The sequence below is a fragment of the Gimesia alba genome (genome assembly GCF_007744675.1).
Lineage (GTDB): Bacteria > Planctomycetota > Planctomycetia > Planctomycetales > Planctomycetaceae > Gimesia > Gimesia alba.
The window spans coordinates 3,366,997-3,380,514 of record NZ_CP036269.1; the positions used below are offsets into that span (position 1 = coordinate 3,366,997).

General features: G+C 39.4%; 10 protein-coding genes. 3 read left to right on the plus strand and 7 right to left on the minus strand.

The genetic code is table 11. The annotated features are described in order from the left end of the window. Positions 1-15 precede the first annotated feature (15 nt). From Pan241w_RS12580 to Pan241w_RS12600, 5 genes are read right to left on the minus strand one after another with little or no spacing between them, the layout of a single operon-like run. Entirely contained in the window at positions 16-1,800 is a 1,785-nt protein-coding gene (locus Pan241w_RS12580) for a hypothetical protein (RefSeq protein WP_145215975.1), read from the minus strand. Further along, positions 1,797-4,205 (minus strand): sensor histidine kinase, encoded by a 2,409-nt coding sequence (locus Pan241w_RS12585; RefSeq protein WP_145215977.1) that lies wholly within the window; start codon positions 4,203-4,205, stop codon positions 1,797-1,799. The genes Pan241w_RS12580 and Pan241w_RS12585 overlap by 4 nt, the downstream gene beginning before the upstream one ends. Positions 4,206-4,235: 30 nt before the next feature. Continuing rightward, positions 4,236-5,036, minus strand: coding sequence for a phosphoadenosine phosphosulfate reductase family protein (locus Pan241w_RS12590; protein ID WP_145215980.1), 801 nt, complete (start codon positions 5,034-5,036; stop codon positions 4,236-4,238). A gap of 33 nt (positions 5,037-5,069) precedes the next feature. Then, positions 5,070-8,561, minus strand: a complete 3,492-nt coding sequence (locus tag Pan241w_RS12595; protein WP_145215983.1) for a hypothetical protein — start codon at positions 8,559-8,561, stop codon at positions 5,070-5,072. A gap of 1 nt (position 8,562) precedes the next feature. Continuing rightward, positions 8,563-9,513, minus strand: coding sequence for a DUF4007 family protein (locus tag Pan241w_RS12600; protein WP_145215986.1), 951 nt, complete (start codon positions 9,511-9,513; stop codon positions 8,563-8,565). A gap of 277 nt (positions 9,514-9,790) precedes the next feature. Between Pan241w_RS12600 and Pan241w_RS12605 the strand changes: the two genes are divergently transcribed. Then, positions 9,791-10,123 (plus strand): DUF2958 domain-containing protein, encoded by a 333-nt coding sequence (locus tag Pan241w_RS12605; RefSeq protein WP_145215990.1) that lies wholly within the window; start codon positions 9,791-9,793, stop codon positions 10,121-10,123. A gap of 150 nt (positions 10,124-10,273) precedes the next feature. Here Pan241w_RS12605 and Pan241w_RS12610 read toward each other — a convergent pair whose 3' ends face one another. After that, a complete protein-coding gene (locus Pan241w_RS12610; protein WP_145215993.1) occupies positions 10,274-10,822 on the minus strand; it encodes a hypothetical protein in 549 nt (182 codons plus the stop codon). 125 nt (positions 10,823-10,947) lie between these two features. Then, positions 10,948-12,231, minus strand: coding sequence for an RNA polymerase sigma factor (locus Pan241w_RS12615; protein ID WP_145215996.1), 1,284 nt, complete (start codon positions 12,229-12,231; stop codon positions 10,948-10,950). Positions 12,232-12,883: 652 nt separating this feature from the next. On the opposite strand from Pan241w_RS12615, the gene Pan241w_RS12620 reads away from it, so the two are divergent. Next, a complete protein-coding gene (locus tag Pan241w_RS12620; RefSeq protein WP_145215999.1) occupies positions 12,884-13,093 on the plus strand; it encodes a hypothetical protein in 210 nt (69 codons plus the stop codon). Positions 13,094-13,154: 61 nt separating this feature from the next. Next, positions 13,155-13,517 (plus strand): hypothetical protein, encoded by a 363-nt coding sequence (locus Pan241w_RS12625; RefSeq protein WP_145216003.1) that lies wholly within the window; start codon positions 13,155-13,157, stop codon positions 13,515-13,517. Position 13,518: the final 1 nt, after the last annotated feature.

Consider the following 13,518-nt stretch of genomic DNA (forward strand, 5'->3'; position numbering starts at 1 on the left):
TTTTAACACCAGGATCTAATCAGATGAAATCAGTTTATAACCTTTCCATTCTTCTGGGGGCTGCCAATCATTCAATGAGCCTCCTCCTCTCCATACCATAGCCATTTGATCTGATTTCTGAATAATAAATAGTTTATGCTCTCGGCAGAGTGTACAAAAAGCATCTTTGGGCTGGAGTACTCGAAACTCTTTAAGATTATTTATTGGGATAAAAGATCTCTTAGGATTATCATCAAATAAGTCATCGATCTCTTCCGTGATAGCATACAACTCTTGGTCATTTACATGGTATCGAATGATTTTAATTTCCCCCTTATTATCTAATCCATTTTTTCCTCCCATTAACGCTGTTGGAAACACCTCAATTCCACTTACGGTTTCCTCTGTACCAACTTCTAATAAATCAGAAGCAAAGCGTTGCTGAACTCTCTCAGCAAATTCATGTCTCATTCTTCCCCATCTCTTGAGATTATTCTTCTCCTCAGCCGCTTCTTCATATGGAACTACTTTAGGTCGGCGAAAATTCCATTCGAGCCACTGGGTCCCTATCGAGTTGTTTGTAATTAGTAATGGGGTATACTCTAGATAATCGTATTCCGCTTTCTTCGAGACAGGTATTCCCTCAAGCAAAAGCAGAAACTCTGCCTTAGCTTTTCCTTCATTTCGTATTTCCAGATCACATTCGGGTGTAATGCAAAGATAGTATTTTGTCTCAACCTCTTGAATTTCTTCAAATACGTCACCGAAAGTAATTGGTGATGTTTTCACTAACTCTGATCGTTCGTATAATATTTTTGCCTGGAGTTGGTGTAGCATTGAATCACTAAGGTCACCGTGGACTCTTAGATTTTTGTCAGACAAAACTCTTGCATATTCTTTTAATGACGATTCTACAGCAGCTGAATTTTCCAACTCAGATTCTAATAGTCTTACAAATAAATAACGTAGATGTCGAGCTGATTGAGTACTATCCTTGTCATGAAGACGTCTGATTGCAAAATGTCTAAAATCTGCAGGGGATAATTGAAATAGTTCTTTCATAACACTTTTTGCCGCAGACGTAATAGATTCTTGAAACGCACCAACTTGAGCAAAATAAGCACGCCCAATCGGCAAACACTCTAAAACCTCCTCAAGATAATGTGAATGCAACTCAATAGATTTTGCTAAAATTGGTTTGTCTACATATCGGAAACAAAAACGTAAGAAGCCACCATTCTCAGCAACTTTTTCCCAAGTACTTTTTGGCGGCTGATTTCTTGACATAAGAATAATTGCAGGTGGAGGTAACTTATCCTTGCTAACTTTTTCTACAATTCTCTCTAAAAGCAGACTGGCTTTTTGACCAGACATTTCTTCTGTTTCATTAATAGAGTAATCAACAAAATAGAGTGATTCAGTTAGAGGAACATTATCAATGGAATAAAACTTCTTTGCTTGAAGGCCTAGTTCATTGATATATTTAACTAGAGAATCAAGCTCCGATTCGCCAAATGGTAAGTCCTCAATCAGTTCGACAACGTGAGGTGATTCTGATTGTGAAATCAATTCGAGAATTTCATTGTGGATCGCATCAGGTTGCTGACTTTCAAGAGGAGTGATCCCTTGATCTTCTACTAAGCTTTGAATTTGCTCTAATGTTCCTTCATCCTCTTCACGTAGTTTCGCAAGGATCTTTAACCAGACATCATGTCGTAAAGATTTGACTAGTTGATTATCAACGATTACAACACTATTAATATTTAGCGTCTGCAATTGGGATTTTAGGCGGTCAATAAGTTCAGTATTTGACTGTATCATGTATTACCTATTTTTTTTACACAATTACTAAAATCTAGGATGACACCTGGATGTCTATCTAAGTAATTTTTCTTTTTCGTATCGATACTGATTTGGACTCCATTAAAGTCACCCAATTCCCTGGCAATACTTAGCCCTAATCCATGACCATCTTTTCTGTGAGAATTGAATCTTGTAAAAACCCATTCTGTCTCTTCTTGAGCAAATCCAACACCTGAATCATAAATAGAAACTGTTTTTGATCGTGAGTCACAGAAAATAGAAATCTCTGAGGCTGGAGAATCGGCTCGATTTTCCTTTGAATCTGTTACCCAATAAATAGAGTTTCTCAGTATATTTTCGAGTATCTGTCTTAAATGACTCTCTATTGCATAAACCATTAATTTACCTTTGGGAGGATAGTCTTTGACTTTAAAATGAATCCCATGCCTATCAAATCGTGGCTGATAAATCTTTTGTAGGTCTTCGATAATTCGGTTTAGATTAACATCAGTTCGTCGGAGACGACGATTAGATTGCCCTGGTTTGAGAGAATCTATCTGGACTCTTGCAGACTTAAGCACAATAATTAGGTGGCTAAGTGTGGAACGAATTCGATCGCTTAGGCTCTTCTGCTTTAGCACAATTCCTGCTTCAGAAATTGAGTTATCCAATACTGCTTCCACATCATGAGCTATTGATTCGGCGGCTAATCCTTTTGCTGCCAGTTCCACAACTTCCACCTGATTCAATCTCTCTTTAGCTGCCACGCTTTCAAAATCTGTAACAAGTTCTTTTATCTTAGGTATTTCTCTTTTTAATTTTGAAACAGAACTTTTTATTTTTTTTGTGTCATTTAATTCAATGGCATTTACAATTTCTTCAATAGAAGACTCTAATTCACCCTCTATTGTCTCGACTCGTGGGACGAAATCGTCATCAGTTATTTTCTTTTCCGAAAAGTTTCGATAGAAAGAAACAAAACATTCATCGATTATTCTGCGTAAAAGCTCCTGAAATACGAGATATGCATCGTTTGATTGAAGTCCTTCGCGATTAGTCTGATCCTGTAATAATGGATTGAGTGGACGTGAGATTTTTACACACCCAACGACTTGAATCCTATTAACACGAAACCCTTTTGCCCTTAAAGCTCTCTGGTCTAATTCAAGCCAATCATCAGGGTGCTGACCATATGGCAGAACTCTAAGACCATCACGATATAACATTAGCCCACCAGACCAATTGTCCAACCATTTTTTAAATTCATTTCTATCTGCATGCCCGGGAATTGCCGATAGATTCCGTCGATTGTATTGATATAATTCAAACTCAAATGGCCCAACCATTTTTAAGTTATTGTCAGACAATCCCGAAAAATCTGCCGATGTATAGGTCCTTTCAAACTTTAGTTGAGAATCTGAATCACTGAAATTATTAAACCAATAATTGATTTTTAATTTGAATTTTGAATCCTCAGTGAAACTTACCTTTCCTTTCATTCCATTATGAGCAGCATTGAGAAATATCTTGGTGATAGTATCAAGATCAATATGCTCATTATTCCAACGTATTTTAATACGTCGTTTTTGTGGTTTCGTAAAAGGATCTATAAACTTTGACAGCCGTTGTAGTGATAAAGATCTAGATTTATCATACGACCAATCAGAATTTAAGTCAGAAATTATTAATCGAGTACCGTGTGATTCGAGAGATTCACTACGAGAAACTGTCTCTGTCTTTATAATATGATTTTCTGGATTTGACTCAGGGTTCTCTTCAAACCATCTCCAGTTGATTGACAAACGATATTGTTCTCTTTTATTAGCTTGCCACGTTTCAATTTGCAGTTTCTTACCTAGTCGCATAGATGATAGACGACCAATACCTTTTTCACCTGCAACAGGAATTTCATTCGTATTAGGATATAAAGTTCCCTTTGATATAAAATCTTCGTGCTGGCCTTTTCTATGCGTTGTTCCTATCGTCAGAAAATATTTTTCAATATCAAATTTTGACATGCCACTCCCAAAGTCAATTACTTCAATGTAATTCAGACTTCGAAGTTTTTCTTTGATTAACTCTGCATGCTTATAAGTTGAAATAATTGAAGTGAATTCCTCAATTTCATTTTTGTTCAACGAACAAAAATATGTTGGACTATCGGAAAGACTAATTAATTTATCGCGAATGATAGAACATATTTTTGAAAGCCTTTTGCCTTTCAAGGCAAGAGCTTTACTATCTATTGCGCTCTCTAGCTCTCGTATTATCTTTTGATCAATGACATAGTTGAAATGAACGCTTACATGAGAAGCACCTGCATCGAAACCATTTTTAACGAGCTCAAATATTGCTACGTCATCAGAGCTAATAAGCTCTGTTCCTAGTTGAGAAATTACCCGCGCTGTTATCTTTAAGGACATAAAACTATAAATCTCAATTTCTAGAGATTGTTAAATATGACAAAACGAACAAGGAGTATCATCAGAATCGTCGTCATTAATTTCTTCTAATATTTCGTGAAGAGGACGTTTTGAATTATTTTGCTGTATTTTATTCAACGAAATATGATGTCGTTCTTCAATTTCCTTAATCCTGTCTGGATCAGATAGTTGAACTAGAGATTCGTTTTGTCCCCAGGTGTAGCCATTACCTTCCTTGTCAACCTTTTCGTATTCAATTGATTTCTCGAAAAGGTCCGGATGATTCTTGAGTAAGCCTGCCCATTCCTGTTTTCGTTGAAAGAAACAAAAATAGCATCCCGATCGTGTTCTCCAGCTATAATATTTTGGTAGTCCTACTCCACTCTCTTTTAGAATCCGAAAGATATCATCTCGTACTAAACCATCATCTTTGAAAGGTAGGACAGGAGTGATGTTGGGTTTCGTGGAGACGTATGCCTGGCGATTTTCATCAGCGCGAATTCCGACATACATCTTTACTTCATCATCTCCAATGTAATCCTCGAATGGTTTGATCTTGAGAATTTTGGTGCACCATCTCATTTGGGAAGATGGGAGGAATCCGCCGAAGACTTCAAGCCAATGGTCAAAGCCTCGGTCATCACATAGGCGTTTGATCTTCTTCCCTAAAAAAGCTTCAATTCGGTCGAGGTACTCGTAGATTTCAGGTAGTTCTTTTTTTGTATCGCAAAATACATATTCCATTTCTGGAATTCGATCACGAAGATAAATTGCAAGGGCAGTAGAGTCTTTTCCCCCGGAAAGCGCGAGAATATGTCGTGCTTGAGACATTTGAAGCCTTTTTCAATATTGGGATATTGATGATCAGGTAAGACGTTGTTTGGCAATACGTGCTAATGCAGCCAGGACGAGATCATTTGTATCGGTATATTTCTTGTTTTTCAACACATTTTCGAGTGTTTTTTCGAGCTGGTCGACACGTTTGGTCTGTTGTTTGTTCAATTGTATGACTTGTTCATAATCCCCAGCATCGGATGTCGTGATACCAATCCGCACAAGTTCTGTATCTTTTTTAATTCCCTGCTTGGGGATTTTCAGAATTAGTGATTCGAAGTGTTTGAATCGGCGAGAAATCGATAACATTTCTTGCTGAAATCGGGATAAATCATTGTCTCTCCATACTGCAGGAAGCTTAACTACGACTACACCTGCAGTTGCTTCTAGCCATTCTTGATCTGCAAGCTCAGTTTGTAGCACACGTGTCAGAAAATTCTTGAGAGTTGGATCTCCGCATTTGTCGAGTAAAGGAGTTCCTCTTTTCGTTAATTGTGCACGGATTTCCGAGATGTCACTATCGATTCCAAAAGAGGAACTCAGGATACTGAGAATGTCATTTAAAAGACGTTCATATGCTCCTTGTAATTCTCTGAGACCACCCTGGAGTATTTCTATGAATTGGTCGACGCGCTTAGATGTCGAACGCTTGTTGACAGAAAATGGAGCTAATCCACACGCCTTTGGTAAATCAATAAAAAGCAATGAATCTGGCTCATTGGCTTTTTCTAAAACACGACGTATGTTCGATGCAGTTTCAGAAACAGATTGTGTGAAAAGAGCATAATCGTTGAGATTTCTATAAAAATGCAATAATGGTTTCACTAGTTGAAGAATCGCTGACTTTCCAGATGTTTGGTCTGGCAACTCTCGACCAATAAGCATTGCCAGTTTTTGGAAAACTGATGACCTGACTCCACTGATACGCCAACGTTGAATCGTGTATCTCTCTGGGTGTTTCATCAGGAGTTCAAAATCAGGAGTCCCTGGATTGGGTATGAAAGTACCATCTTTATAAAGTGCCACCTCATGATCATGAACCAATAATGCAGCACATAATATTACAGGCAGTGGGCCTTCAACAATTCCGTATGGTGGAGCAGATAGTTTATCAAACAGGTCAGCGACGGTTTTTGCACCAGATTCTGTTTCTTTGAAGAAATCCAGTATCGCTTTCCATGTCGGTGATAGCTTTGTCACATCATTTGATACCGGCTTTTGAAATTCCCAATTTCCATTTTTACTTGTATGAATCCCACTTTGGTGTAGCAATGAAAGGTACATGCTCTTTTCAGGCGGATTCCCTTCCATTCCCAAGTTAGGGATAGAACTGTTCTGAAACATATTCTGGATTAAGTTTCTTCGTGCAGCAGCTGCTGCGGAAGAAATCTTCCTTCGATTCAACAGTTCATTTTGGATATGAGGAGTTTTATGAAATATGTCGTCACATGTTTCAGACAAGATGTTTTGAAGACGTTTGTTTTTGGAGAAACGAATTACTTTTCCGTTTTGAATCCAGCGAGATGTTACTGGTGAATTAGCATCGGGGTAGATGAGTAATTCAATTTGTGAATCTAATATTTGATGAATAGCCTGTATTCGAATATCTATTTCTTTTCTGGCGGCAGAATCCCCTTCAAGGGTTTTTACGTTTTTTTGAATCCATTCGAGTGATGCAAGACTACGAAGATTAGTTCGAAACTCTCCCCCGCCATTGAATACACAAAAGATATTTCCCTTGAGGGATTTGGAGTGACTCTCTTTTAGCTTCCTGATGACTTGATTATATTCTGCCTGATTATCAGTTGGTACTAGTTCTATTGAAAGAGTAGGAAATGAATGTTTGTCTTCGAGACTAAGGCTTTTGGGGGAGAGGAACTGTATGGGAAAATACCTTAAGGTTCCCGATATAAATGAATGTCGCTTGGCAACAATTGGCCGAAGCGGGAAATAATCAGATGCAATTTCTGCCAATGAAAGCTCATCGTTGAAGTTTTCTTGAGCCTCAATGATCTCAGCTTCAATATCGACATCGCTTCCTTCCCAAAGAGCTAGCGTGTTGTTATATCGTCGTTCTACAACGATACTTTTTTTGATTAGATTCTTAATAGAATTTTCAGGTATTTGTGTCTTTGATGCTTTTTCAGTCGCGTATTTGATGATTTCTGGAGTAGCGTTTATGCTACCATCAATTCCAATCGCGTTTATGAATCCAATCACTTTAATTAGATTGATTTCAGGTGCAGATGCTTTATGTGCATTTGAAAGTATTGCTTCAAGCTCTGACCACTTCTTAGCTAGAGGTGAACTATATATTCCCTCTCGAAGTGATTGGTCTAAATAGTCATATAATTGATCTATGCAATATAATTTCGCGTTTTGGGAGTTGCCATTGGACAAAAAGTCCTGCAGACCATATGGCTCATGAGAATTCAAAAACGAAAATGCGGAGCGTTCGTTTTGTCCAAATCGACGAAAGACAGTCCCTAGAGTTAATGCAACCAATGGATGTAGTGGGTAGCACTTTTTGAGGACTTCGAGAAACTCTTTCTTGTCCATGCTCCCTGGAGCGACTCCTAGTTCCCAAGCCCTTGTTAATAGTTTTGTAAAATCACGAGTTTCTTTTTGGGAGATGCTATACTTAACATTTGATTGCATCGCACGAGAGATTAATCTGAGTATTTCATCAGACGATTCTTCAAATGCAAGATCCTCGAAACGTCCTTGGATTTTTTGCCATTCGGTTCGACGCTCTATTGAAAGTTTTGAAGCATAAGCTCCAAAGCTTTGGTGAAGGATTGTCATAAACAAGAATGGTCGATCAGAACGTGAAGCATATTCTGCTAAATCTTGTAAGATTGCTAAGTCTGAATCTTCTGGACGATGGTTGGCGTACTCTAAAAGGCGACCAAGTTCATCCAAAATCAGAAAGGTCCCATTGGGGCCACCTTTCTGACTACATATCCTACCGCTTGCATCATCCAGTAGTTCGATAACTCTACTCGAACTTATGCTCTTACCTTTTTTGTGCTCGGCTTGTGCATCTTTTATTGCACGCTCGATTTTCCTACCAGAGCCATTCAAACTTGCTTTTACAGTCCGCTCTAGCCCTCGCAATACCGCATTCTGAATTGATTCGTGGGTACTTGTCACGGCAATGGGCATTAAGCCATTGTTTTTCGTACGAGTCCCAGGAGCAAGCTGTTTTAACAGATCGCCATCTGTTTCTTTTAATAGTTTTTTTGCATTTCGAGCCTGAATAGAATTGGAACTCATCAATAAGTTAGACATGAAGACTGCAAATGCAGATTTTCCAGTTCCATAAGGTCCGGTTAAAGACCAGGCTCGCGTGGTTGATTTATCTTGAATTGATGGCGCAATTCGGCGTAATACATTACATCCGGTACTCGTCAAAACGTAACCTGTTGTAGCATCCTGTAGATTACAGTCATGCTCAAGGTTAACTGAACGAAGAAAGCGGGATTGACCTTCTTTTTTTGTACGTGATTGAGTCCTTTTCACGTTACTTACTCCTGCTGGATCGAAGGTTTTTGAGAGCATCTTGTGGGGCATAATCTCTAGAACGATATACCTGGCTCAAACCTGCTGTTGAATCAAAACGCAAAGCACCTTTAGTCACTGTATCGAGTTTGTGTAAATGTTCGGAAAGAGCGACCTCTGAAAGTTTAAATACTCGGCCAGGACTGCCTACTTCGTATGCGATGTCTTCAAATTTTAGAGAGTTAATCCCAGGATTATAGGTGTCCCAAAAGTCAAGAAGGGCAAATACTAGAATTTCAGTCGGGAGTGAAGAATGAGTTCCTCTGCAAAAGCAAAAACTATTCGGTGTAGTAGTTTCTCGAAGTAGTGCTAATTCAACAAAGGGGCAATCTAAGGTATCTTCAATTACTTCGTTTTTTGACTTCTTTGGTGGGACATAGGTTCTGATGAAGCAATTGATGTCACGTTGAATTATTGAGCTTGATACTTTTTTATTCTCAGTTTCGTTGTTTAAGTTTTGCAATTCATCAAGCAATTGCTTGCTGGAGAATTCCATGCGTGGAAAAAGGTTGAATGCATAAAACCAAGTTGTTGGAGAATCTGGTTTGCTGACTAAATTATAATGAAGTAACCAGAGGGTGCTCATATTCTCTAAATATGGATCTATCCCATCATCACCGAATAATGCTTCCCCTAGCTGGCTAAGTCGGAGGGTTCTCCCTCGGTTATTTGGAATATTTGGATCATCTTCCAAAACCCCGAATGCTAAAGCCCAATGCCGTATAGATCGCACCATATTTTTACCAACCCCCAAAGAGACCATTGCATCTTCTCTTGAAAAAAGCTCGGGATCAGATTTTATGTGGTGGACCGCTTTAGGTAACCAGGTATATCTCAAGGTAAATGTCTCGTGCCCTGAGAAACGGGTTACTATGTTTTCGCGTATTTGTAGATTCATTAAGGACTTAAACATCTAAAGAAAACGTAAGATTGTGCACTCAAATCGGTGATTTGGTAGTGTACCTAGAGTTCCCTCTCTTGTCTATTTACTGTATTAAACGAGCCATCCAAGAACGCATGCACTGGCGTTTATGCATTGTTGTCCCTCAATTTACCAAGTATTTCAGCTTCAACTGTCCTGAAAGACTAAAGGCTGACACTTCTATACTGATGAAAGACATATTCAGTCCCCCTGCATATGCTTCAATGCCTTAGAAGATTTTATAAATGACTCCTGCATCATTTTGTGTATGTGGAATCATGAATCTCCTGAATACTACGCTTCAAAGCTTCCTAAGCTCTATGAAACTGAATCTGTTTCACCCCAGGACAAAATTATTCATGAGCATCTCTTCATCGGGAATTGCGACTGGTTCGCAGCAGAGTTTGGTTTAGAAGAGCAATTGTTTTTTGGATACGCAATATTAAACGGCGATTACCAAATGGCGGAGTGGGGATACTTCAGTCTTCCAGAACTTGAATCAATCAATGTCAACGGATTTGAAGTGGATCGCGATCTATTTTGGAAGCCAAAGAAAGCGAGTGAGATTGAACAGATTTGCTTGGGCGAAGGATGGAAATGAGGGGCCTGTCACAGATGAATTTCGTAAATTATTATCAGATTGAAATACATAAAAAAATGAATAATGCATGTTTTTAGTGCCCCACCTCTTTCAGATTGTTAAAGGCGGATAACTTTTTTAGATTGAACTCATAACATCATATCTCGGGGACTAATAATTCAAATCAAATGAATATCCGAAGGATGCTAAAGTTGCAGGATTGAGGACCCTTAATCTCTCTTTTTGTTGTGTGACCTTAAACTTTAAATGATCACACTTTGAGTACCCAGGAATTTGTAATCTGCGAAGTGCCGTATTTACCGGCATTGTTGGATATTCCTCAATCACCTCCACAAGCTCTTTTGCCTTAGCTGGATTACCTTCAGAAGAAACCGTCTCAGTTTTTTGTATTAGCAATAAGTTTCCGTAAGCGCTCTGATTGAAATGTCCTGAGGCCATAATCGGTCGATTATGTGGATACATTTCATCTTGGAGAAAAACAGGATGACAGATATGGGTTGAAATTGTGTCTGATGTAGTTGCCAGAGAGACATGAAGCACTGTAAAGAAATTCTGAGTATTTACGTTTTTGAAATCATTTGCCAACCAGTTTTCTAATGAGATTTCACTATTAGCTATGAGTAGCGGGGAATAAGTATAAACTGATTGTTCCAGTTTTCGATATGCGGAAAAAGCTACGCTACTATTTTCTTCCGCCATCCAGTTTACTGCATTTATGAGCTGAAATTCAAAAGCCCTGGATCTCACCATTCTCACTAATGACTCGCCCGAGATATTTATCTTACCCATCCATTGAGCACGGTAAAGCCATTAATAAATCTGACCTATCCTGCGGTTACACGATTTACCAGTTGATGTAGATGTCGTACGGATGCTTCTAAATAAGCGTTTCCGCTCCATTGATCTGCTGTCTTTTCCGCAACTTTTAATAAATCTGATGTGTAAAGGCTTGGGTGATCTCGTGGGCCAAGGGTTCGCAAATAACTTATGACATAGCATGCATTGGTTTGGTCTGGCTCATCGTATAGCTTGTTAACAACAGTCCGTATCACATCTTCATTATCAGGATGTAAGCGAGTTAACTGGAGGCTCAAACACCGGTTAATATCTACTGATCCTGTACCTGTTTCATATTGCCTTGCGAATTCTCTTACTTTGGCTTCAGAAATATGCTGGCCAATATTTCGAATGCTCTTAAGGTCATGCAGACATATAAATTTACGAGATTTTTTCTCTTTACGTGTCAACTGCCTTGTGGCAGGTCTATCATCCATTTCATGAATACGTTCCAGGAATGACCTGCGGAATCGATGAATGTGCCGTCGGTAGTCGTGGTCAATCAATGCCTCGGCAATATACATATTTTGTCCGCGATAGAGCCGTCCTGAACCCAATAGTTGAATTAGAACCTTTTCTGTTGAATTCGGTTCTGCTCCTTGTTTAGGGAGCAGGCTTCTCAAAATCATCACTGTGTTTTTAATCGTGTTGTTTAACACTCGATTTTCCAATGCAGCAAACAAGGCTTCTTCGGACCAATGCGCGGAGCCAATAAATTCAGCGATCTTGCTTGCTTGTTCCTCATTCAGCAGGGGAAAGGAATTGAAGGTACTAAACTGTCCTTCGCGAAAGTAATTACAAATCAATCTAAGTTCGACTTTTGACTTTGCTCTATGGTAGAGCTGACGAGTATTTCCATAAGAGATGCCGAATTTATCCCCAACGATTTGGTAGGACTCACCATCTTCCAAACGTTGTCTGAATACAGATTCTTCTAACGGAGAGCAATCTACAAACAAAGAGTCGTGGTAAGTTTCATTGAATTCCGGCCTGGTGCTCGAATATGTCTCTGAGCAACTAAGGTCGAAGGGGATGCCTTGAACTTGCGTGTTTGTTTTTTCCAAATGGTTCAGGCAAAGATTCTGGACCGTTCGAAATAGATAAGCCGGTCGGATATCCTTTACTTCTCTGGTAACGAGCTTTGAAATATTGAGATAGGCTCTTTGAACAATATCCTCTGCATCGGGCTGATTTTTTAAAATACTACCAGCATATGACAGAAGCTGTTCTCTCTTTTGCAGGAATAAGCAGTTGAACTCCTCGATGTTCATATCAACTCAACCTTCCATCGTTTATGGCATCCTCTCGTCATACTGGTAGGACGTCTTAGATCCATGACAAGTACGAGTTGAATCAGTGGATGCCCACGGTTTGGTTTAAAAAATCTAAAGTACGCTCCCCTTCTCCAAGTTATAAGTTCGTTTCGTAGATAAATTTTAGTTGCGTCTCAGCAGAACTTCTATCTTTTTTTTCAACCTCGTTTCCTCCCGCCATATTTGAACCTTTCAAAAGTAAAAAAATGGGACATTTCCTCTAAACATTAGATAGCAAGTCACTTACAGCAAAATAGATTTTGTCACATTTTGCTAGAGGAGTTTGTTTATTAAACAGACAGGAGTAAATGCCGAGTTTTTCTCAAACACAGACTTCATGTAATAGAAACAATCGCAATGAGAATCTTGTGGGATAACTTTTTTGCTACCGTTTTATTTGTTTTCGGATTAGGAGTCTTATTGGTCATGTTTGAAGAAATCTTTTTTGCACTCTCGTGCATTGCCCATATTGGGCCGGGACATCCACCAGGAGTCCAATGGACGGGGCTCATTGCCCTGGGATTTGTATGCCTCACTGTCGCGGGCATTGCTCGCTTTCTAATTTTGAAATCAAACACTACTGAAAGAAGAGACGAACGGAGAAATTACTATGAGTAAAAAACAGTCACAGCTTATTTCACGGCCATTCACTGCTGAAACCATTGCACAACTTCTGCAAGGGATGAATCTGCCACAGCATCCGGGCACGCAGCCTCGATTCGTGCCAACGAATGTGGCTCAGAATATCCCTGAGGACATAGAAATCATTGACCTTGACAGTCAGCGCGACGAGTCGGTCAAACCGTGGGTTTTTGGATAATCTGACTTGGTAAAGACTGTTTCAAATTCATTCATACATCACTAGATAAGGGAGATTTTGCATGTGGTATCAACGTGATCCAGCGAGACTTGAAATAGAGAAACAGTTGCTAAAGCAGGAACATCCGCGAGCACAGATTGTCAAGCTCAATGAACTCCTACGAATCCGTATCACGATTCGAGGGAGAAAAGCTAATTACAATGCAGAGCTGGTCTACCCTCACAGGTTTCCTGAATATCCGGTTGAAGCATTCATCACTTCTCCGAAAATTCAGCCCAATCCTCATACATTTGGGTGCGGTGAACTTTGCATCTATCACCGGTCTGATGTCGGGCCGCACATTACCGGAAAGGTTTATCTCGACTGGACGATTAAGTGGGTTTCAGAATACGAACGATTCTTGGACACGGGCTCTTGGACCTAAA